The sequence below is a fragment of the Corynebacterium sp. HMSC072A04 genome (genome assembly GCF_001809235.1).
GTDB classification, from domain to species: domain Bacteria; phylum Actinomycetota; class Actinomycetes; order Mycobacteriales; family Mycobacteriaceae; genus Corynebacterium; species Corynebacterium hiratae.
In genome coordinates this window covers 1-21,262 of the sequence record NZ_KV796806.1, presented here as the reverse complement: position 1 = coordinate 21,262, position 21,262 = coordinate 1, and the positions used below count along the sequence as shown (strand labels likewise).

The 21,262-nt window shown below is 61.1% G+C and carries 17 protein-coding genes; 13 read left to right on the top strand and 4 right to left on the bottom strand.

Features of this window, described 5'->3' with window-relative positions; all coding sequences use genetic code 11:
* From HMPREF2565_RS14320 to HMPREF2565_RS10250, 7 genes are all read left to right on the top strand, one after another.
* Positions 1–280 (top strand): hypothetical protein (locus HMPREF2565_RS14320; RefSeq protein WP_246819145.1); only part of this gene is annotated, 280 nt, incomplete at its 5' end.
* A 246-nt stretch (positions 281–526) separates the two neighbouring features.
* Positions 527–1,312, top strand: a complete 786-nt coding sequence (locus HMPREF2565_RS10275; RefSeq protein ID WP_071407294.1) for a hypothetical protein — start codon at positions 527–529, stop codon at positions 1,310–1,312.
* 266 nt (positions 1,313–1,578) lie between these two features.
* The gene (locus tag HMPREF2565_RS14090) at positions 1,579–2,205 is read left to right on the top strand and encodes a hypothetical protein (RefSeq protein ID WP_071407293.1); all 627 of its coding nucleotides are present in this window, start codon (positions 1,579–1,581) and stop codon (positions 2,203–2,205) included.
* 194 nt (positions 2,206–2,399) lie between these two features.
* Positions 2,400–3,161 carry a 5-oxoprolinase subunit PxpA gene (locus HMPREF2565_RS10265; RefSeq protein WP_071407292.1) on the top strand — a complete coding sequence of 254 codons (762 nt, stop codon included), beginning with the start codon at positions 2,400–2,402 and terminating at the stop codon, positions 3,159–3,161.
* Entirely contained in the window at positions 3,161–4,708 is a 1,548-nt protein-coding gene (locus tag HMPREF2565_RS10260) for a 5-oxoprolinase subunit B/C family protein (RefSeq protein ID WP_070509515.1), read from the top strand. Before HMPREF2565_RS10265 ends, HMPREF2565_RS10260 begins: the two co-directional genes overlap by 1 nt.
* Before the next feature lie 24 nt (positions 4,709–4,732).
* Entirely contained in the window at positions 4,733–6,544 is a 1,812-nt protein-coding gene (locus tag HMPREF2565_RS10255) for an acetyl/propionyl/methylcrotonyl-CoA carboxylase subunit alpha (protein ID WP_071407291.1), read from the top strand.
* Between the two features lie 22 nt (positions 6,545–6,566).
* Positions 6,567–7,166, top strand: a complete 600-nt coding sequence (locus HMPREF2565_RS10250; RefSeq protein WP_046649182.1) for a GntR family transcriptional regulator — start codon at positions 6,567–6,569, stop codon at positions 7,164–7,166.
* 449 nt (positions 7,167–7,615) lie between these two features.
* On the opposite strand, the gene HMPREF2565_RS10245 is transcribed toward HMPREF2565_RS10250, so the two are convergent.
* Together HMPREF2565_RS10245 and HMPREF2565_RS10240 are read right to left on the bottom strand one after the other, a co-directional pair.
* Positions 7,616–8,395 (bottom strand): putative hydro-lyase, encoded by a 780-nt coding sequence (locus HMPREF2565_RS10245; protein ID WP_246819144.1) that lies wholly within the window; start codon positions 8,393–8,395, stop codon positions 7,616–7,618.
* Entirely contained in the window at positions 8,386–9,549 is a 1,164-nt protein-coding gene (locus tag HMPREF2565_RS10240; RefSeq protein WP_141745908.1) for an NRAMP family divalent metal transporter, read from the bottom strand. Before HMPREF2565_RS10240 ends, HMPREF2565_RS10245 begins: the two co-directional genes overlap by 10 nt.
* A gap of 569 nt (positions 9,550–10,118) precedes the next feature.
* Here HMPREF2565_RS10240 and HMPREF2565_RS10235 point away from each other — a divergent pair.
* Complete coding sequence (locus HMPREF2565_RS10235) at positions 10,119–11,552, top strand: sugar porter family MFS transporter (protein WP_071407288.1); 1,434 nt, start codon at positions 10,119–10,121, stop codon at positions 11,550–11,552.
* Positions 11,553–11,947: 395 nt separating this feature from the next.
* Here the strand turns inward: HMPREF2565_RS10235 and xylB are convergent, their stop codons facing one another.
* Both xylB and xylA read right to left on the bottom strand, forming a co-directional pair.
* A complete protein-coding gene (xylB, locus tag HMPREF2565_RS10230) occupies positions 11,948–13,315 on the bottom strand; it encodes a xylulokinase (protein ID WP_071407287.1) in 1,368 nt (455 codons plus the stop codon).
* Between the two features lie 9 nt (positions 13,316–13,324).
* Positions 13,325–14,518 (bottom strand): xylose isomerase, encoded by a 1,194-nt coding sequence (gene xylA, locus HMPREF2565_RS10225; RefSeq protein WP_071407286.1) that lies wholly within the window; start codon positions 14,516–14,518, stop codon positions 13,325–13,327.
* 112 nt (positions 14,519–14,630) lie between these two features.
* Here xylA and HMPREF2565_RS10220 point away from each other — a divergent pair, with 112 nt between their 5' ends.
* The 5 genes from HMPREF2565_RS10220 to HMPREF2565_RS13775 all read left to right on the top strand — a co-directional run bounded on the left by HMPREF2565_RS10220 (position 14,631) and on the right by HMPREF2565_RS13775 (position 21,145).
* Complete coding sequence (locus tag HMPREF2565_RS10220; protein WP_071407285.1) at positions 14,631–15,770, top strand: ROK family transcriptional regulator; 1,140 nt, start codon at positions 14,631–14,633, stop codon at positions 15,768–15,770.
* Positions 15,748–16,728, top strand: coding sequence for an aldose 1-epimerase family protein (locus tag HMPREF2565_RS10215; RefSeq protein WP_084738732.1), 981 nt, complete (start codon positions 15,748–15,750; stop codon positions 16,726–16,728). The genes HMPREF2565_RS10220 and HMPREF2565_RS10215 overlap by 23 nt, the downstream gene beginning before the upstream one ends.
* A 267-nt stretch (positions 16,729–16,995) precedes the next feature.
* Entirely contained in the window at positions 16,996–18,156 is a 1,161-nt protein-coding gene (locus tag HMPREF2565_RS10210; protein ID WP_071407283.1) for an acetyl-CoA C-acyltransferase, read from the top strand.
* Positions 18,157–20,343 (top strand): 3-hydroxyacyl-CoA dehydrogenase/enoyl-CoA hydratase family protein, encoded by a 2,187-nt coding sequence (locus HMPREF2565_RS14375; protein WP_071407282.1) that lies wholly within the window; start codon positions 18,157–18,159, stop codon positions 20,341–20,343. It abuts the gene before it with no gap.
* A 505-nt stretch (positions 20,344–20,848) separates the two neighbouring features.
* On the top strand, positions 20,849–21,145 hold the full coding sequence (locus HMPREF2565_RS13775; RefSeq protein ID WP_239107286.1) for a hypothetical protein: 297 nt from the start codon (positions 20,849–20,851) through the stop codon (positions 21,143–21,145).
* Positions 21,146–21,262 lie beyond the last annotated feature (117 nt).

The following is a 21,262-nucleotide window of genomic DNA, read 5'->3' as shown; positions in this document are numbered from 1 at the left end:
GACCGAGGGCGGGGCCGGCGACGACGCTGGTAAGACCGAGGGCGAGAAGCAACCGGGCAATGACAAGCAGCCAGGCAAGGGTGATACCAACAAGGAGCCAGGCAAGGGCGATACCAACAAGGAGAAGAGCTCCTTCGACGACATTAAGGCCAAGCTGTCTTCCGAGGAAGGCAAGCCGACCGATCTGGGCATCGCTGCCATCGTCCTCGGCGTCCTTGGCGCAATCGCTGCTGCCGTTCCGGCCGCTGCTAAGGCTCTGAACATCAAGCTTCCGTTCTAATCACTGAAGCTTGAACGTCCTAAGGGACGTCGTTAAGCGCACAGGCACCCCCACCACCATCGCGTGGATTGGGGGTGCCTTTGTGTGTTCATGGGGAGTACTCCCGAAAATCGAAGGTTTTTCGTCTTACATCAGCCGCACGCGTGGGATCTGGGTTACACTCCGAACCCAACCGATACCGGTTAACGGAATGATTCATTCCACTTTCCATCACCCTTTCACCTTCTACCTATTCTCGGAGTACTTATGTCTAACTTCTCTCGCGGCCTGCTTGCCGCAACCCTGACCAGTTCACTCGCATTCGCTGGGGCCACCACCGCCAGCGCCGAAGAAACCTCCAACCCCTGCGGCTCCCCGAAGGCCGAGTTCACGGCTACCGTTGATGGCAAGGAGCACACTTTCAAGAAAGTCAGCGAATTCCTGTGGCAGGCCATCGACGATGAAGAGGTTGAGCTAAACCGCGCCGAGATCTTCGAGCTGGCATGGGAAGGCGCAGATGTCTGCAATTCCGAACCTATCGATATCGACGACGAGACCGACGGCAACACCGGCGGCGACGATGACGCTGACAACGGCGACGACGAGTCCGACGACAACACCGGCGGCGACGATGAAGATTCCGAAAACGGCGACGGCGACGAGTCTGAGGGCGGCGATGACGACGCTGAAAACGGTGGCGACGACGAGTCCGACGGCAACACCGGCGGCGACGATGACGCCGACAACGACGACGAGTCCGAGGGCGGCGACGATGACGCTGACAACGACGACGAGTCTGAGGGCGACGGCGGCGACGACGCTGACAACGGCGACGACGAAGACTCCGAAAACGGCGACGATGACGAGTCCGAGGGCGACAAGGATAAAAACAAGGACAAGAGCTCCTTTGACGGCATCAAGGACGCACTGTCCTCCAAGGACGGCAAGCCGACCGACTTGGGTATCGCAGCAATCGTCATTGGCGTCCTTGGCGCTCTGGCTGCAATCGTCCCGAATGCTGCACGCGCACTGGGTATCAAGCTTCCGTTCTAACCTGAAGCACTAAAACGCCATTTCTTCGGCGTTGACTAGTCACCCCCAATCACTTCGTTCAAGTGATTGGGGGTGTTTTCGATGTCCGGAAAACACCCGTTAGCTAAGGGTCAGATTAAAAATAGTCAAATTTATATTCAACACTGCGACATCCGCCGCACGAGCAAACTACACTCTTACCTCAGCCGATACCGGTTATCTGATTGGTTCTAAAACCTTTCCGATTCACTATTTTTCACTTCTATTTCATCTCTACTGGAGACAACATGAATCACTTCTCCCGCGGCCTGCTCGCCGCAACCCTGACTGGCTCTCTCGTATTCGCTGGCACCACCGTCGCTTCTGCCGAGGAAGCTGCCACCACTACCAACTGCGGTACCCCGAAGGCTGAGTTCACCGTCAAAATTGACGGCAAGGACCACACCTTCAAGAAGGTGAGCGAGTTCGCCTGGCAGGCCACCGACAATGCAGAGCTCACGTTGAGCCGCTTCGATGTCTTCCAAATGGCCAAGGAAGGCGCAGCAGTGTGCGACTCCGAATCGATCGACCTCGGCGATTGGGGCGCTTCCCAGGGCGGCCCGGGCAAGGTCGACTACGATATCGTCGACGGCGAGCGCCAGGATCCTGCACCTGTCAAGGACGAAGACAAGGACAAGGACAAGAACGAGCAGGACAAGGATAAGGACAAAGACAAGGACAAGAACGAGCAGGATAAGGATAAGGACAAGAACCCGTCCGAAGACAAGGACAAGGACAAGAAGAGCTCCGTTAAGGATGAGCTCTCCTCCGAGGACAACAAGCCGACCCCGCTCGGCATCGCTGCTATCGTTGCCGGCGTTCTCGCCGTCATCGCAGCTGCCTTCCCGTTCGTCAAGAACGCCCTGAAGCTCTAAGTCTTTAACGCCTGTTGCACAGGCACCTAATACCAGCGCCTCCGCGCCACAGCACCCGTGGCACGGGGGCGCTTTCACTTACCCCCACAACGCAGTTGCGGGACACACTTCACAAACTGACGTGATGCGGACTACACTAGGCACCCATAGATTGTTCAACAATTCGAGAACTATAGAAGAGGTGTCCTCCTGTCATGAGCACGCTGCACATAGACCTCAACGCTGACCTCGGCGAAACCACCGCCGGCAACCCCGTGGCCGATGACGCCGCGATGCTCCAGCTCGTCTCCTCCGCCAACGTCGCCACTGGCTTCCACGCCGGCGACCCGCACTCCATCGCGGGCACCCTCAAGGCGGCCGCAGAAGCAGGCGTCACCGTCGGCGCGCACGTGGGCTACAACGACCCAGCAGCATTCGGCCGCCGCTTCATCGATTACGATCCTGCCGAGCTTGCCGACGAAGTCACTTACCAAATCGGCGCCCTCCAAGCCCTGGCCCAGGCCAACGGAACCCGCGTTGCCTACGTCAAGCCGCACGGCGCGATGTACAACACCATCGTCCACCACGAGGCCCAGGCCCACGCCGTTATCGACGGCATCAAGGCCTTCGGTGATCTGCCCGTCATGCTGCTACCCGGCGGCATCGCCGTTGACATCGCCGAGAAGAAAGGACTCACCGTCATCCGTGAGGCCTTCGCTGACCGCAACTACAACCCCGATGGCACACTCGTCTCCCGGCGAGAAGCGAATGCGGTGATGGGTGATGAGGGGGACGTCGTCAAGCGCGTGCTCGAAGTCGCCGAAACCGGATCCATCACCGCCATCGACGGCTCCGTGCTCAACGTGGATGCTCAGTCGGTGTGCACGCACGGTGACTCGCCCGGCGCGGTGAAGCTGCTGCGCGGTGTAGTCAAGGAGCTGCAGGCGCGCGGGATTGAGATTCGGAGCGCTATCTGATGCATATTCACCCCGTAGGAACGCGCGCGCTGCTCGTAGAGCTGGAGGACTTGTCGCAGGTCATGGCGTGGCACGCGGCCCTCGACGCTAATCCGCTCAAGGACCAAGTCGACGCGATTGCTGCTGCCACCACCCTGCTGTTGACCTTTGCCACGCCGAACTCCGCCGCAGCTTCCGCCGAGAAACTGCAGGACTTCCACCCCACCGCGCAGGCGGGCGAGGATCCGCGCTTTGTGGAAATCGACGTTCTCTATGACGGCGAAGACCTCGACGAGGCCGCCGAGTTGATGGGGATGTCGCGCGAAGGCCTCATTGACTGGCACACGTCTACCGAGTGGCTCGCCGCCTTCGGCGGATTCGCGCCAGGCTTTACCTATTGCACCCCGGCGGACCCGGCGCAGAACTTCAACATCGAGCGCCGCGCCACCCCGCGCACCGCGGTGCCGGCGGGTGCCGTGGGTATTGCTGGCGGTTTCTCCGCTGTCTACCCGCGCGTCTCCCCCGGCGGCTGGCAGCTGCTGGGCACCACCTCGACCCCGATGTGGGAATCCGATGCCCACCCGCCAGCGCTGGTTCAGCCCGGTGACCGCGTACGCTACCGTGCGGTGAGCTCACTGCCAGAGGTGGTGTCCACCACGCCTTTCGGCCGCCGCACACCGGCACGCCTGCCGCGCTTGGAGGTCCTCGATGCGGGCCTGCTCACCCTCTTCCAGGATCAGGGTCGCCCGGGCCGCGGCAACTTGGGGGTCACGCCCTCGGGTGCGGCCGACCTGGCGGCGGCGGCCACGGCCAACGTCGCGGTGGGCAATCCGCGCGGCGCCACCGTGCTAGAGAATATCGGCGGCATTCGCCTGCGCGCGCTGACCGACGCCGTCGTGTGCGTCACCGGCGCCCAATCCCGCGTCCTGCTGGACGATATGCCGGTGCACCTCGCGCGCCCGGTGCTCGTCACCGCTGGCTCAACGGTGACCGTGGATCCCGCGACGGTGGGTCTGCGCAACTACATCGCTATCCGCGGCGGCATCGTGGCGGATGCGGAGCTGGGCTCGGCCTCCACCGATGTGCTCTCTGGGCTGGGCCCTGCGCCAGTGCGGCTGGGCGACGTCATCGGCGTCCTCCCCCGCTCCACCGCAATGACCGATGCCCAGCTAAGTAACCCGATGCGCGTTCGTGAAGGCGCGAATGGCCAGACCGAGGGCGTGCTGCGCTGCGTGCTCGGCCCGCGCGATGACTGGTTTACTCCCGAGAGCCTGGAGGCCTTCCTGGCCACCGAGTGGACTGTTACCGCGCAATCCAACCGCGTGGGCGTTCGCCTGGTCGGCCCGGAGGGTTCCGCAGCGTTGAGCCGCGCCCGCGAGGGCGAGCTGCCCTCGGAGGGCATGGTTGCCGGTTCGGTCCAGGTCCCGCCGAGTGGTGAGCCCGTGATTTTCCTCCGCGATCACGCCGTGACCGGTGGCTACCCGGTCATCGCCACTGTCCTTGAAGAAGATATTGATATTGCCGCACAGCTCCCACCGGGGGCGACGGTCCGCTTTGAACTCGCTTAACCACTAGTAAAGGAACACCCACCCATGATCTCTGCAGTCCTTATTGCTAACCGCGGCGAGATCGCCGTCCGTATCGCCCGCACCGCGCGTGACCTGGGCATCCGCTCCATCGCCATTTACTCCGAAGCCGATGCTGGCGCCCTGCACACCCAGGTGGCTGACGAAGCTTATGCGCTTCCCGGCAACTCCGCGGCGGATACCTACATGAACATCCCGGCGCTCCTCGATATCGCCGTGCGCGCCGGCGCTGACGCCATCCACCCCGGTTATGGCTTCCTTTCGGAGAACGCCGACTTTGCCCGCACCGTGGCTGAGGCCGGCCTGACGTGGATTGGCCCGTCGCCGGAGTCCATCGAGCTGCTCGGTGACAAGATTGCTGCGCGCCGCGTGGCCGAGGAGGTCGGCGCCCCACTGGCACCGGGTACTTCCGATCCCATCGATGACTGGCAGGAGGCCCGAGCCTTCGCTGAGGAGCACGGCCTGCCCATCGCCATCAAGGCGGCTTATGGCGGCGGCGGACGCGGCCTCAAGGTGGTGGAAAACCTCGAGGACATCGAGGCCGCCTTCAACTCCGCCGGCCGCGAGGCCAAGGAGGCTTTCGGGCGTGCGGAATGTTACGTGGAGAAGTTCCTGACCCACCCGCGCCACGTGGAGGCGCAGATTCTGGCCGATACGCACGGCAACGTCGCCGTGCTGGGCACCCGCGATTGCTCCACGCAGCGCCGCTTCCAGAAGCTCATCGAGGAGGCCCCGGCACCCGCGCTTAGCGACGAGCAGCGCACCGGCATCCACGAAGGCGCCCGCGCCATCTGCGCGAAGGTCGGCTACACCGGTGCAGGCACCGTCGAGTACATCGTCTCCGAGGATGGCACGATTTCCTTCCTCGAGGTCAATACCCGCGTGCAGGTGGAGCACCCGGTGACCGAGATGGTCACGGGCGTGGACATCATTGCGGAGCAGTTCCACATCGCCTCCGGCGAACCGTTGTCTTTCCTATCTGACGCTCCCGCGTCAGATTCCCCGTCTGATTCCTCTTCCTCGTCTGAAGCGCAAGCTTCAGACGCATCGGACCCTGTGTCCGATGGCCACGCCTTCGAATTCCGCATTAACGCCGAGGACATCCTCAACGGCTTCGCGCCGTGCCCCGGCACCATCGTGCGCTTCGAGCCGCCGACGGGTCCTGGCATCCGCGTGGATTCGGGCGTGCGCTCCGGTTCCATCGTCCCGCCCTACTATGACTCGCTCGTGGCCAAGCTCCTGGTCTGGGGCCCGACCCGGGAGATCGCGCTGAAGCGCGCGCAGCAGGCGTTGAAGGAATTCGACATCGAAGGTGTGCGCACCGTGCTGCCCTTCCACCGCGATATGGTCTCCTCCCAGGTCCTCGTGGACCATGGCGACGCCGATGCCGCGGCCGGCATTTACACCGACTGGCTCGACCACAACTACCGCCCTTCCGCGGAGGCCACGAGCACAACGGTCCCCGTCGAGGCCATCTATGCGCAGCGCACCCGCGTGGCGCTGGAGATCGACGGCAAGCTGGTCAGCGTGGGCTTCCCCACCGATATGTTGTCGCAGGGGCCGGTGAAGGGGGCGTCGGCAAGCGCGGCCTCCGGTGCCAGCGCCAACGGTAACGAAGTGACCTGCCCCTACGAGGCCAACCTCGTGGCGTGGAACGTGGCGGACGGCGAGGCCGTCGTGGAAGGCCAGGCCATCGCCACGATTGAGGCCATGAAGATGGAATCCGCGGTCAAGGCCCCGTCCGCCGGAAAGCTGAGCCGCGTGGCGAAAGAAGGATCCAGGCTGGAACCGGGCGCGGTGATCGCCACGATTTCTTAAGCGGCGGGCTACTGTAAGTCGCATGCTTGCAGATTCCGTCGCCTCCGCGCTTCGCGCCGCCATCTCCGAGGGCGAGTACATGCCCGGACATCAGCTCAGCGAGGTCCGCGCCGCCGAGCGCTTCGAATGCTCCCGCAACACCTTGCGGGAGTCTTTCGCCATGCTCGCTTCCGAGCGCATCGTGGAGCGCATCCCGCACAGGGGCGTGTTCATTGCCACCCCGGATGCCGATTTCGTGCGCGATCTGTACTTTGCGCGCGCTGCCATCGAGCCGGCCGCGGCGCGCTATGCCACCTTCGAAGACCCAGGCGAGCTGGTGCGGCTGACCGAATCCGCCGTGCTTTCCGACGCACCCCGCCCCCTCATCAACCAGCGCTTCCACCGGCAGTTGGTCGCTGGCTTGGGCTCGCCGACGCTGGACCGCTCCATGTCGCACCTGCTGGCGCGGATGCGCTTGACCTTCTTGTTGACGCTGGAGCGCTACCCGCAGATTCACGATAATCACGTCCAAGCCAACATCGACTTGGCCCACCTCATCGCGCAAGGCGAACGTGAAGCCGCCGCCGATGCCTGCCGTGCGGACTTGATGCGCGCGATGGAATCGATTCTCCGGGTCCTTTAACTGCGCCTCCGCGACACAGGACCGCCAGCGTTTGCAGGTACTTCTTCGCCCGCGGATCCAGCTTCGCCCGCGGGCCTACCCTGCGTTTACGGGCCTTTTTCGCCCGCGGGACCGTTTTCGCTTGCGCAAACAGCTAATGAGCGGCCATGGGGGCAGTTCGCAAATGGCATCTTCTAAAAGGCGTCAGTCAAAAGGCGTTTTCACGCCTAAAAACGCCTTTTGGGTTGCACACATGGCGTTTTTAGCCCCAAAGACACCTTTTGGCGGATGCCATCTGCGGGATGCCTTTTGTGAGATGCCATCTGGTGACGAGCCACGCGGCAGCGTACTCGGCGGTGCGCCGCGATTAGTGTGAGGCGTCTAGTCACGGAAGGTAGTGCCGCGGCGTGGAGCAGAATGACGAGACCGGAAAGCACTCCAGCCGCTGCGGCAGTAACTAAGGGCAGTAACTAAGGGATGAGGAAATCGCGGTCTGGGATATCGGTGACGAGCATCTTGCCCGGGGCATGCGTAATGGCCAGGCTGGGACGCGAGTTCATCACGATGGCCTGCGGGGTCACGCCGCACGCCCAAAAGACCGGGATGGTGCCCTCGGGAATGTCGACAGCTTCGCCGAAATCGGGATGCGATAGGTCCTCGATGCCGATGGCGGCGGGGTCGCCCACGTGAACCGGGGCGCCATGGACGCCTGGGTAGCGGGAGGTGATGCGGACGGCATCGGAAACCTGGCTCGCAGGAATCGGGCGCATGGAGACCACCATGGGCCCCGAAAAGACGCCGGCGGGAGCGCAGGGAATCGTCGTGCGATACATCGGCACGTTGCGCCCCTGGTCAATGTGAGCGATGGAAATGCCGTTTTCCACGAGCGCATTCTCAAAGGTGAAGGAACAACCGATGAGGAAGGAGACGATGTCGTCGGAGTAGAACGGGGAAGCGTCGTCAAGCGTATGCGTGAGTTGGCCGTCCTCATAGATGTTGTAGGCGGGGATATCGGTGCGGATGTCGCCGCCCGGGATGAGCTCAGAGGTGTACTGCCCCGCCTCCAGCACGCCGACGATGGGGCACGGCTTGGGATTGCGCTGAGCGAAGAGGAGGAAGTCGAAAGCGTACTTGCTCGGCAGCGCGATGAGGTTGGCCTGCATGAAGCCGCGGGCGTGGCCGGCAGTGGTGATCATGTCGTGCGTGCGAGCAAAGGCGCGCACCTCTGACGGAGTCTGCATCATGCCCATAGGTTAACGATTCCGGAGATGGATTTGATGCCGATGAAGATTTCCAGCACGAGCGCTAGCACGCCAGCGATGAGGAGCCACATCGGCTGCTTGACACCGTGGGTGAGGTCGTGGCGCTTGAACGCGACCCACATGATCATGGCGAAGGCGATAGGCAGGATGATGCCGTTGAAGGCGCCCGCGAAGATGAGGAGCTTCTGCGGCGCGGAGTTGAGAATGCCGTAGAGGATGGCGCAGACCACGATGAACCCGACGGTCAGGAAGTTGCGGGTGCGCGGGCTGACCTTCTGAGTGGTCACGAAGGTGATGGAGGTGTAGGAGGCACCGATAACGGAGGACAGACCTGCGGCGAAGAGGACGACGCCGAAGGCGCGGAGGCCGAACTCGCCGGCGGCGTGGCGGAAAGCATCGGCAGCGGTGTTGTCTTCAGAGAGCGCAACACCAGTAGACACAACGCCGAGGACCGCGAGGAAGAGCAGCACGCGCATGATGCCGGTGACGATGATGCCGAGAACGGAGGTCTTGGTAATCGCGTTGACGTTCTCCGGGCCCGAGAGGCCGGAGTCGATGAGACGGTGCGCACCGGCGAAGGTGATGTAGCCGCCCACCGTACCGCCGATGAGGGTGGTGATGACGAAGAAATCGACGCTCTCCGGCATGACGGTGTTCTTCAGGGCCTCGCCCACCGGCGGCTGAGAGACAATCGCCACGTAGAGCATGAGCAGAATCATGATGGCGCCCAGTGCAGCGACGATGCGGTCGAGCGCTACGCCTGCGCGCTTGGACAGGAAGATGAAGATGGCGATGGCGGAAGCGATGAGGCCGCCGATGCGGGCATCGATGCCGAGCATGGCGTTCAGGCCCAAGCCGGAGCCGGCGATATTGCCGATATTAAAGACCATGCCGCCGATGAAGACCAGGATGGCAAGGAACCATCCGAGGCCGGGCAGAACGGTGTTGCCCAGCTCGTTGGCACGCATGCCGGAGATAGCGAGGACGCGCCACACGTTCAGCTGAATGGCGATGTCGACGATGATCGACAGCGCAATAGCGAAGGCGAAGGCCGCTCCCATCTGCACGGTGAAGACGGAGGTTTGGGTCAAGAAGCCCGGGCCAATGGCGGAGGTGGCCATGAGGAACATGGCGCCTGCCATGGCGCCGATGCCTTTGGGCGCGGCTTGGGTTTCGGAGCTAGTGCTGTTGCTGTGAGAGGCAGGCGTGGCCTCGCGGTCAGACTGCGGGATTGATTCAGAGCTCACTGTCAAGAACCTTTCGTGACGGAGATCGCATTTTCACGTTGGGTAAAGCATAGAGGTTGTTCAACAATCTGTAAATGAAGTTCGAATTCTGCCCCATGGACCCCAACAGCGAAAGCGCATGAACTGCACTTTCCCACTTGAATGGGGGTAGACACGTGGGTAATCTCCGGCCCCCACACAAGGGCGGCCACCAAAGAAGCAATCCCAAGCGGGGCAAGACAAATCCCAAGAGGGCGCCATCGAGAGCCGTAGCTTTAGCTATTCAGATTAAACACTCGAGCATTCCAGCGACCGCACAATGCCATCGCCAAAAGCGCCGATATCCATCACCCATGCGGGGGTAGACGAGTTATACAACTTTGCGCATGTGATTCACGGCAGACGCCGCCAAGTGTATGGTCTAGTTAACACTAGTTTAGTAAGTAATGTTTACTAACTGCAGATGGATTAAATAGGAGGCTTTCATGTCCACCCCCACCGCCTCGCAGGCAGGGCATCTCTCCCACCGCAACGACGGAAAGATTTCCAAGAACCTCATCGGCATCGTCGCTACCGCCGCACTCGGTGGAGTGCTCTTTGGTTTTGACTCTGCCATCATCAACTCAGCCGTTGACGCTGTCACCGCCGAATTCCACATGAGCAGCGGCCTCACTGGATTCTCAGTGTCATGTGCTCTGCTCGGCGCAGCTCTCGGCGCTTGGATCGCTGGTCCACTCACAGACAAATATGGTCGCGTTCGCACGATGGTCGTTGCCGCAATATTGCTATCTATTTCCGCGATCGGATCGGCATTTGCTCTCGGCATTGCGGACTTCATTATCTGGCGATTCGTAGGCGGTATCGGCATCGGCTTAGCCTCCGTCATCGCTCCGGCTTACATCGCTGAAGTCTCTCCCGCCCAGCATCGCGGCAGTCTAGGAACCCTACAACAGGTAGCCATCATGGTTGGTATGTTCGCTGCCTTGCTTACCGGCGCTTGCATTGCGTGGAGCGCTGGAGGTGCAGCGGCTAGTTTCGGCGGTATGAAGGCATGGCGTTGGATGTTCCTCTCGGAAATCGTCGCTTCAGTCATTTACGGCATTTTGGCCTTCCGCCTTCCAGAGTCCCCACGCTACCTAGTCATTAAGGGCAATCTCTCCGAAGCTGGCCGAATCCTGCAACAATACGTGGGAGTCGCTCCTACCGATGTCGACTCCGCCATCGCCGATATTCGGTCTACCGTTGCCAACGAAAAGCGCCAAAGCTTCAGCGACCTTCTTGGCGGTCGCTTCTACTTCCGCCCTTTGATTTGGGTCGGCATTCTGCTGTCTATCTTCCAGCAGTTCTGCGGAATTAACGTCATCTTCTACTACTCCACCACCCTGTGGAGCTCAGTCGGCTTCGAAGAATCTGACTCGCTACTCATCTCAGTTATTACATCCATCATTAACGTCATCTTCACGATCATCGCTTTGCTACTGGTGGACAAGGTGGGCCGCAAACGCATGCTGCTAACCGGTTCGGCCGTGATGACCGTATCGCTCGTCATGATGACTGTATCCTTCAGCCAAGCCATCTCCGTTGCCGGCGAGGTCAGCCTTCCAGGCATTTGGGGCACCGTGGCGTTGGCAGGCGGCAACCTCTTCGCCATTGGCTTCGACATCAGCTGGGGCCCAGTGGTCTGGGTTCTGCTGGGCGAGATATTCCCCAACCGCATCCGCGCCATTGCTATGGGCGTAGCTGTAGCGGTGCAGTGGATTGCCAACTTCATCGTCTCTACCACCTTCCCCGTACTGGCTGAAGCTAGCTTGGCCTTTGCATATGGCTTGTACGCCTTCTTCTCCGCTCTCTCCTTCATTTTCGTGTGGAAGATGCTGCAGGAGACCAACGGTAAGACTCTCGAGGAAATGGAAATGTAGATCCACCTCCCCACCCCCTAGCCCGGCGCTTCACGGCGGCGGGCTTTTATGCTTTAAAAGCGACTACTTCCGCCCCCTTCCGTACAAAGATCTGCTTACAAGCAGACGGCACAGCCCAGGAGAAAGGACGCCGAATAAGCAGACCAGAATCCACCAGCTAGAAACATTTGTAAGGCGCGGGGCGACGCGAGACAAGGCCTTGACGGGTGACAAGAGGAAGTGGAACTGGCGGGGCGATGTGGATCGACGAACAGCGGAGAGAGGAGACAGCGAAAAGTGCGAAAGGCCGACGGTCTGTTTTCACAGAAGGCCTGGCTGTTCCATGCGCCTGCTACACAGGCACGACAAAACCCGCCAGACCCCGCATACAGAGGGACTGGCGGGCTTCAAAAAGGCTATCCTCGGGCTGCGCGATACGCCTCCAAAACCTCAGGAGCATGAGTGCCTTCAAAGGTCCGTGATCCGCGGGAGTCCCACTGAGGGGGCTCGTCAGCCCCGGACAACACCCACGCAGCCTGGCGGGCAGCGCCCAAGGCTACGTACTCTGCCGGCTCTGGAACCTCGATTTCTTTGCCAAAAACCGTCGGAGCGAGCTCTCGCACAGCACGGGACTTCACACCGCCGCCAATGAACAATAGACGTCCGGCTGTATCGCCAGAGACGTTCTCGAGGAAAGAAACCGCATCAGCAAGCGAGCACAGCAAGCCTTCCACAAACGCACGGGCGATGTCTTCACGGCGAACGCTACGGGTCAGGTTGAGCAGGCGCCCTGTATCATATGGACGGTTCGGGGTGCGCTCACCATCGAGGTAAGGAATGAACACTGCGCCGCGGGCCCCGGGTTCAGACGCCAGGGCCAATTCGGAAAGACCTTCGTGGTCCACTCCAAGGATGGAACACCCAAAATCTAGAATTCGAGATCCATTAAGCGTGCACGCCAGCGGTAACCACTGACCCGTAGCATCCGCAAAGCCATTGATAGAGCCACTAATGTCTTGTGGAACTGTGGAGGTGGTCATAGCAGCCACCCCGGATGTTCCGATGGACACAGAGACATCAGAGCCCGTCAGCCCCAGCCCCAAAGCCGCAGCCATGTTGTCCCCAGTTCCCGGCGCCATAATGGCTCCGGATGGAGTCTGCCCCATAACCGCGTTGGGGCGCGGTGCGATAACTGGAGTGTCAAAATCATGACCCAAAGCTTGGATTTTAAGGTCAGTGGACCAGTTATTGACCTGCGGATCGAAATATCCGGTGCCGGAGGCATCGCCACGATCGGTAAACCACTCGGAAGAAGGGGCCAAGTGGTGGCTGACATAGTCATGCGGGAGCACCACCCGGTGCGTGCGCTGGGCATTGTCGTGCTCGTAGTTGCGCATCCAGCGCAGCTTAGTAGAGGTAATGGAGACACCGTGGACAGAGCCAGTGGCTTTGACCGCAGCCTCGGGGCCGCCAAGTTCCTCGATGAGCTGTTCGGCAGCGGACGCACTCCGGGTATCGTTCCACAGCAGAGCGTCGCGAACAGGCTGGTCGTCCTGGTCAAGAGCAACCATGCCGTGCTGTTGGCCACCGACTGCGACGGCATCGGCGCGCTCCAGGAGAGGGCCGGCCGCAGCGTCGACAGCCTCAAGCCAGACCTTGGGATTCACCTCGCTTCCCTCAGGGTGTGGGGCGCGGCGCTCGTCGACGATGTCGCCAGAGTCGGCGTCGACAAGCAGCGCCTTGGTGGACTGCGTAGATGAATCGATTCCCAGGACCAGTGCCATTAGTGTTCCTTACTCGCCGAAGCCCATCAGGTGACGCATGGCCAGCTGGTGCAGGCGGACGAAGCCATAGTTACGCTCAGCAACCTTGTCAGCGTCGAAGTCCTCGAAAGCAGAGCGATCATTCAGTAGGTCCTGAACAGTCTCGCCTTCCGCCAAGGTGGGCTGTGCCAATTCTTCGATGCCGGAGTATTTCAGAGCTTCCTGCACCTCAGCATCGGCACGGAAGGCGGTCGCACGCTCCTTGAGCATGAGGTACATCTCCATGTTGGCGTAGGCGGCGTCGTACTGCCCCTCGGTGTACTCAGTGCGAGACGGCTTGTAGTCAAAGTGACGTGCACCCTCATAAGTCCCCGGACGGGACGGAAATCCGTTTTCCAGGAGATCTACAGTGAAGAAGGCCTGGATGAGGTTGCCGTGGCCAAAGACTAGGTCCTGGTCGTACATTGGACCATTCTGACCATTGAGGTCGATGTGGAACAGTTTCTCGGCCCACAATGCCTGAGCTAGGCCATGGTTGTAGTTAAGGGTAGCCATCTGTTCGTGGCCGGTCTCCGGGTTAATGCCGATGATGTCCTTGTTCTCCAGCTGTTCAATGAACGCTAGGGCATGGCCCACGGTAGGCAAGAAGATGTCGCCGCGCGGCTCGTTTGGCTTTGGCTCGAGGCCGATACGTAGGTCGTAGCCCTTGTCTTTAATGTAACCGGCAACGGTGTCGATACCCTCGGCATAGCGCTGGTGAGCGGCAAGCAGATCCTTGGAGGAGTCATACTCGGAGCCTTCTCGGCCGCCCCACATGACAAAGGTTGAGGCGCCCAGTTCGGCAGCTAAGTCAACATTCTTGAGCACTTTACGCAGGCCGAAGCGGCGTACAGAGCGGTCATTCGAGGTAAAGGCACCATCTTTGAACACGGGATGCGCAAAGGTATCGGTGGTAATCATCTCAATGGTCATGCCGGTCTCATCGACGGCCTTCTTGATTTGACCGATAATCTTGTCACGCTCAGCGTCGGTGGCGTCGAACGGCACTACGTCATTGTCATGGAACGTAAATGCCCAAGCACCCAAATCCGCTAGGCGGTGGATGTGCTCAACGGTCTCGAGAGCAGGGCGGGATGCCTCACCAAACTGGTCTCGGGCCTGCCAACCGGTGGTCCAAAGACCGAAAGAGAATTTGTCGTCACGAGTGGGAGTGATTCGGGTCATAACCAAACCTTTCAATGTTGCGGAACATACATTTAGTAAGCTTTGTTTACTAACCTAGGATTGTCAAGGCCTACCCCCTCTGGCATTACGGTGATAGGCAGGAGGAAACACCATGCAGCCAACAGACCTACGCACACACAACATCGCGGCTATCCTGCGCCTTCTCTCATTCGCCGAGAAACCCCTTTCCCGCGCAGGCATTGCCGCAAAAACTGGACTCACCAAGCCCACAGTGTCCAAGCTGGTAGATGAACTACTCGTTGGTGGCCTCGTTAACGAAGGGATACCCCCCCGCCAGGGCCGATCCGGACGCCCGATCACCCCCATCTCCATTGCGCCGTCCACCCTCGCCGGCGTAGGGCTTTCCATCAGCGCCGACCATATTTCATTGCGCATCCGCGGCCTCTCCGGCACCACACTCTACGAATCCACCGATCCCTCCCCCACCACCACACCCGAAGACGCCGCCGCCCGCTGCGCCGCACTCCTAGCCCCCGCCCTTGCAGCCCTCCCCGCAGAATGCCGCATCGCCGGCATCACAGTCTCCGTCCCAGGCCGCCCCGATGTCGCCGCCCGCCACCTTGTCTCCGCACCTAATCTCAATTGGGAAGACGTTAATCTAGCGGACCTTATCGAATCCGCCCTAAATAACCCCTCCCTCCCCGGCATTCGCCTAGTCAACGACGCCCGTATCATCACCCACACCGAACTCCTCCATCGACGCGAAGAGTCCTTCCTGCTCATCTACGGTGAGACTGGTATCGGCGGCAGTATCGTCATTGACGGCGCCATCCTGCCAGGCACTAACGGATGGGCAGGCGAAATTGGCCACACCATAGTCAGCCCCAACGGCCCCACCTGCCGCTGCGGGAAGCAAGGATGCTTGGAGGCATACACCTCAGCTTGGGCTATGCGCGATACCGCGCAGCTTGACGCATCGATACCTATCAACGAGCTACCCAATCACATCCCCGATGACATGGCCGACTCCGTAGGAGCCTGGCTGGGCATTGCCCTAGCCAATATGATCACCGCCTTGGACCTACCCACCGTAGTGTTCGCGGGCTACTTTGCCGACCTCTTTGATCGCATTGAACCCACTGTCCGCTCCACCATTTCTAGCCATGCTCTCGATATAGAACACCGCACAATCAACCTCCACCCCCTGCATTTACGCGAAAACGCTACCCTCGTCGGCGCCAGCCTTGACGCCCTTTCCCCTGTATTCGATGACCCCACCCCCTGGATTTGATATGCACGCTACCGGCCCTGACTATCCCATTACCGCCTCTGGCTACACCGCAACCATTTCCGGCGTCGGCGGCGCGTTGCGCACATTGCGCCACAACAACATCGCGCTTGTCGACTCCTACCCCACCGATTCCCCGCGCCCCGCCTACCACGGCTCACCATTGGCCCCATGGCCCAACCGCCTAGCTAATGGTTCGTACGAGTTTAACGGCGTAACCCAGCAAACCCCCATTACTGAACCCGCTTTTAACACTGCCATTCATGGCTTGGTGTGCTGGGTAGAGTGGGCACCAGTGCAGCACACGGAAGATTCGGTCACACTGGAGACCCTTATTCACCCGCAGCCCGGATACCCACACCTGCTACGCGTATTCACCTCTTATTCCTTATCCCCTGACGGCTTGACGTGGACTTTAACCGCCAGAAACGAAGGCCAAGGCGATGCACCTGTGGGCTTAGGTTTCCACCCGTACCTTCGCCCGCCCGCTCCAGATTCCGCTGCCGGATCTCTCGCCCCCGCTGGACCTACGGTAGATAACGCCTCCACCGCCGATTCCTGGATCCTGCGCGTCCCCGCAGACTCGGTCCTCGAGGCTGACGAGCGTAATCTCCCCGTGGCCTGGCGCCCCGCCGCCGAATTGGGCTTTGATCTACGCAACGACACCCCACTCGCTGGAATGCGCATTGACCACTGTTTCGGAGACCTCAACTCCTCCGACTCAGAAGCCCATGTAGAACTTCGCGGCCCGGGAGGCTCAGTACATATGCGCTGGAACACCGAGAGTGCACCATGGGTCCAGGTCTTCACTTCCGATCTCCCCGACAGTGACCACTACCGCACCGGCGTGGCTATCGAGCCGATGACCTGCCCTCCTGACGCTTTCAACTCCGGTTTTGGCATCGTAGCGCTCTCCCCCAACGAGGAGCTCACGGCTTCCTTGCGTATTTCTATTTCCTAGCGCCTCAGCCCCACCCTGTTAGCACCTAGCTAGCGACCTGCCCTGCAGCTGCTACCGCTGCCGCAGACTCACGGATAGTCCTGAGCAAACGGTCCACTTACTCCCTCAAGTGGACCGTTCTCGAGGCTTTCAAGCACTTTTCACGGACAAATGCGCCGCTTCAGGTAAATCATCACAACCACACCACTATTCCGTTGCACAGCACCAAAAGGTGACCTAGGATACTGAGTTAACTAATCGTGATTCGTTTAATTTACGGAGGAACTCATGCCCCAGGACATCTACATCGCAGGAGCTGCGCGCCTGCCTATTGGCAAATTTGGAGGTAGCCTGGCCCGCCTTTCCCTCACTGATCTCGGTTCGCTTGCCGCCGAAGCAGCTATTGATCGTTCGGGGCTTACTGGTGCAGATCTCGATACCGCCGTGGCCTCCAACGTCATGCCCGTTGTGCCGAAGGACCTCTACCTCTCCCGCGCGATTGCCCGGAACGTAGGCATGCTGGACTCTTCCACCGCCATGGGCGTCAACCGCCTCTGCGGCTCCGGCGTCCAGGCCGTCATCAGTGCGGCCCAGCTCCTGCAGTCTGGCGACGGCTCCCTGGCCCTCGCCGTCGGGGCGGAATCCATGAGCAACGCGCCCTACTCCGTCGAAGGCGCGCGCTTTGGCAAGCGCATGGGTGACGGCAAACTCTACGACTGGCTTACCGGCGCGCTCTCCTGCCCCTTCGGCACCGGCCACATGGGCGTGACCGCGGAAAACGTCGCCGCGGATAACGCCATCTCCCGCGAGCGCCAGGACGAGTTCGCCGCCGAGTCCCAGGAGCGCGCCGTGAAGGCCCGCGCGGAAGGCGTCCACTCAGAGGAAATCGTCCCGGTCGGCGAGCTGGACTTTGATGAGGGAGTGCGGGAGACGAGCGTCGAGAAGCTGGCGAAGCTCAAGCCGGTCTTCGTTAAAGATGGAACCGTCACCGCCGGCAACGCCTCCGGCATCAACGACGGCGCGGCGGCCGCTGTGCTCGCCACCTCGGAAGAAGTGACCAAGCGCGGCTTGGACCCGCTGGCGAAGATTGTGTCCTGGTCCATCGCGGGCGTGGACCCGACGCGCATGGGAATCGGCCCGGTCGCCGCAGTGCCGAAAGCTTTGGAAAAGGCCGGGCTGAAGCTGAAGGATATCGACCTCATCGAGTCCAACGAGGCCTTCGCCGCCCAGGCCATCGCCGTGCAGGACCAGCTGGGCTTCGACCCGGCGAAGACGAATATCTACGGCGGGGCTGTCGCGCACGGCCACCCGGTTGGTGCGACGGGCGTCATCCTGCTGACCAAGCTGGCTTATGCGCTGCGCCGCCAGAGCAAGCGCTATGGCCTGGTCACCATGTGCATCGGCGGCGGTCAGGGAATCGCCATGATTATTGAGAATGGAGCGAAGTAAATGAGCATCACCAAGGTAGCCGTCATCGGCGCGGGTTCTATGGGTTCCGGTATTGCCGCGCTCTGCGCGTCCGCGGGCATGGACGTCGTGCTGCTGGACCAGGATGCGGAGGGTGCCCAGAAGGGCGTCGATATCCAACTTAAACGTAAGGGTTTCCACCTGCCGGAATTTGCCGAGCGCGTGCGCGCCAGCGATGACTACGCCCTGCTGGAGGACCGCGAGTGGGTCATCGAGGCCATCTTCGAGGACCTCGGCGCCAAGCACTCGCTCTACGAGGCCATCGAACCTCATTTGTCAGCGGATGCTCTGTTGAGCTCCAATACCTCAACCCTGCCGCTGGCCTCCCTGCTTGAGGGCGTACCGGAGACCCGCCGCGATAAGTTCGCCATCACGCACTTCTTTAACCCGCCGAAGGTCATGCGCCTGGTGGAGCTCATCGCGTCCGGAGCCACGGAGACCGCGCTGCGCACAACCATCGAGCAAACCCTGGGCAAGATTGCGCTCGAATGCCGCGATACCCCGGGCTTCATTGCCAACCGCGTGGGCTGCTACTGGATGGCCGCCGGCGTGGCCCGCGCCCGCGAGTTCGACGTGAGCTACGAGCTCGCCGACGCTGCCTTCGGCCGCGCCTTCGGCATCCCCCGCACCGGAATTTTCGGGCTGCTCGATTACATTGGCCTCCAGCTGGTCAAGCCCATTTGGACGTCTTTGGAGACGGCCCTGCCGGCGGGCGATCCGCTTCTCGACGTCCCCCTCGGCGATGACTCCTTCATCGAGGGCCTCGTTTCCCGCGGTCTGACCGGCCGCACCGGTGACGGTGGCTTCTATCGCGGCCGTGACGAGGTCATCAACGCCTCCTACGAATACGTACCCCGCACTCAGCCCACCGATCCTGTCGTGGGCCTCAAAGATCCGCGCGAGGTCATGGAGACCGATTCCCCCGGCGGCCGTTTTGCCCGCGCCGTCTTTCTCGACACGCTGGCGTACTGCTGCGAGGTCGCACCTGACATTGCGGACCACGTGGGCCTCATCGACGAGGGCCTTACTCTTGGTTTCGGCTGGAAGAAGGGCATCTTCGCGCTTGCCGACGCCATCGGCATCGACTGGGTCGCCTCCGCCTACGGCTCCAACGTCCCGGCCTTGGTCTCCGCCGCGGCTTCGGCGGGCGGTTTTTACGGCAAGGGCTCGGTGCTCTCTTCTCAGGGAGAACGTCAGGAACTCGCGCCGCGCGAGGGTGTTGTCACCCTGGCTTCTCTGGATGCGGAGACCATCGTGTCTCAGGAGGCGGGCGCTGTCCACGCGGTCTCCACCCCAGCTGGCCGCATCGGCATCATCGACCTACACACCCCGATGAACTCCCTGCCAACGCCCGCCCTCGAAGTCATCCGTGCCGCTCTGGGCGCCGTGTCCTCGGAGAACCTCGTCGCGCTGGTTATTGGTAATGACAAGCCGGTTTTTTGCGCGGGCGCAGACCTCGCTTCCATCGCTTCCGCTGGTGAGTCCGGCGATGCCTCGCTCGTCGAGTCCCTCCTTTCGGACGGCTCGACCACCCTACGCGCCCTTAAGTTCGCCCCGGTTCCGGTCGTGGCCGCTGTGCGTGGCGTCGCTCTGGGCGGCGGCTTCGAAACCGCTCTGGCCTGCGACCGCATCGTGGCCCACGCCGATACTCGCCTCGGCTTCCCGGAGCGCACCGTGGGCCTCTACCCCGGCTGGACCGGCACCATCTCCTCGCTGGAGCGCCTCAAGGCGGCCGGCGTTGAAGACTACCACCAGAAGGCCTTTGATTTCATCGCCTCCGCCCGCAACTTCTCCTCGGCTTTCGAAGCCCAAAAGGCCGCTTTCCTCTCCTCGGATGATGTCGTGCTCATGTCCTACGACCACGTCCTCGCCCGCGCTGTGGAGGAGGCCGGCAACCTCGCCGACTCCTACACCCCACCCGCAGATGAGCAGATTGAGATGTACTCCGGCTCCCCTGCTTTGGACCGCGACTGGCCCATCGAGGGCACCACCGAGAACGACCACGTCATCGTGGCCAAGCTCGCCGAGATGTACACCGGATCCGGCTCACTGAGCTTCACCGAGTTCTGCGAGCGCGAGGTGGAGTACGACGTACCGCTGGTCCTGCTACCAGCAAACGTGGAGCGCGCCAAGCACATGGCCGCGACCCGCAAGCCGCTCAACAACTAGCCTGCGCCACCCTCATCGCAAATGGTCCCCTTACTCTGGTCCCTTTACTCAGCAACGGCGCCATTTGTATGAGGTTTTTGGTGTGGAGATGGTCCCTTATCAGCGCTAAGAAACCAAAGTAGAAGGACCATCTAAACTCGGCGGTGCTTGATGAGGCTCGCTTTCCACCCCACCACTATGCGCTACGGTGCGACCTCACAGCCTTGAGCGCTGCCCGCACCTCACTGACCACTCGTGGTCTTTCATAAAGCAATTCGCTCGGGGAATACGGCAAGACAACAAAGCCTAGATTCTGGATGTGCTTTTCACGCTGCCGCTCCGCCCGGATGACCTCATCCACCGGTTTGCCGTAGGTGATTCCGTCATATTTCACATGCCCATCAATAACGAGTTGGACGCGATTTTCGTAGATAAGCGCAGTAGCGGGCAAGGCACGTTCGTCCCGATTGACTTTGACGCGGTCGTCAAAGCACGCACAAGACGTGTGAAGCTAACATTGTAAGTATTGTGGGCTCGCTACACCACAACGCTGGCCCAGCCGGGCCAGCGTCACTACAGCTACGACCGGTTCCGCCAACTGGTTGCCTCCCATGTCGACGCGGCCGGGCTGACCGCCCGGATCACCCATGCACCAGGGCATACGATGCAGGTGGATTGGGCAGGTACGAAAATGCGCCTGTACGACCCTTCAAGCACACCGGGGGTGAAAGTCACCATTTTCGTTGCTTTGTTGCCGTATTCAGGGATGCTCTTTGCATGTGCGTGTGCTGACCAGCGGCAGGGCCTGACCCCCGGAAAGTAGACACGTCGGGGGTTAGCTATGCTGCTTGGGTCAGTGTAGCTGATGTGAGCGCTTCGAAGGCATCAGGGGCTAGAAGGTTGCACCAGTAGTGCCGTCTGCGCGTGTTGTAGCGCATGC

What these genes read in the sequence shown, in the direction of transcription:
- HMPREF2565_RS10275 (WP_071407294.1), top strand. Translation starts at nt 527, where the DNA reads ATGTCTAACTTCTCTCGCGGCCTGCTTGCCGCAACCCTGACCAGTTCA.
- HMPREF2565_RS14090 (WP_071407293.1), top strand. Translation starts at nt 1,579, where the DNA reads ATGAATCACTTCTCCCGCGGCCTGCTCGCCGCAACCCTGACTGGCTCT.
- HMPREF2565_RS10265 (WP_071407292.1), top strand. Translation starts at nt 2,400, where the DNA reads ATGAGCACGCTGCACATAGACCTCAACGCTGACCTCGGCGAAACCACC.
- HMPREF2565_RS10260 (WP_070509515.1), top strand. Translation starts at nt 3,161, where the DNA reads ATGCATATTCACCCCGTAGGAACGCGCGCGCTGCTCGTAGAGCTGGAG.
- HMPREF2565_RS10255 (WP_071407291.1), top strand. Translation starts at nt 4,733, where the DNA reads ATGATCTCTGCAGTCCTTATTGCTAACCGCGGCGAGATCGCCGTCCGT.
- HMPREF2565_RS10250 (WP_046649182.1), top strand. Translation starts at nt 6,567, where the DNA reads ATGCTTGCAGATTCCGTCGCCTCCGCGCTTCGCGCCGCCATCTCCGAG.
- HMPREF2565_RS10245 (WP_246819144.1), bottom strand. Translation starts at nt 8,395, where the DNA reads ATGGGCATGATGCAGACTCCGTCAGAGGTGCGCGCCTTTGCTCGCACG.
- HMPREF2565_RS10240 (WP_141745908.1), bottom strand. Translation starts at nt 9,549, where the DNA reads ATGGCAGGCGCCATGTTCCTCATGGCCACCTCCGCCATTGGCCCGGGC.
- HMPREF2565_RS10235 (WP_071407288.1), top strand. Translation starts at nt 10,119, where the DNA reads ATGTCCACCCCCACCGCCTCGCAGGCAGGGCATCTCTCCCACCGCAAC.
- xylB (WP_071407287.1), bottom strand. Translation starts at nt 13,315, where the DNA reads ATGGCACTGGTCCTGGGAATCGATTCATCTACGCAGTCCACCAAGGCG.
- xylA (WP_071407286.1), bottom strand. Translation starts at nt 14,518, where the DNA reads ATGACCCGAATCACTCCCACTCGTGACGACAAATTCTCTTTCGGTCTT.
- HMPREF2565_RS10220 (WP_071407285.1), top strand. Translation starts at nt 14,631, where the DNA reads ATGCAGCCAACAGACCTACGCACACACAACATCGCGGCTATCCTGCGC.
- HMPREF2565_RS10215 (WP_084738732.1), top strand. Translation starts at nt 15,748, where the DNA reads ATGACCCCACCCCCTGGATTTGATATGCACGCTACCGGCCCTGACTAT.
- HMPREF2565_RS10210 (WP_071407283.1), top strand. Translation starts at nt 16,996, where the DNA reads ATGCCCCAGGACATCTACATCGCAGGAGCTGCGCGCCTGCCTATTGGC.
- HMPREF2565_RS14375 (WP_071407282.1), top strand. Translation starts at nt 18,157, where the DNA reads ATGAGCATCACCAAGGTAGCCGTCATCGGCGCGGGTTCTATGGGTTCC.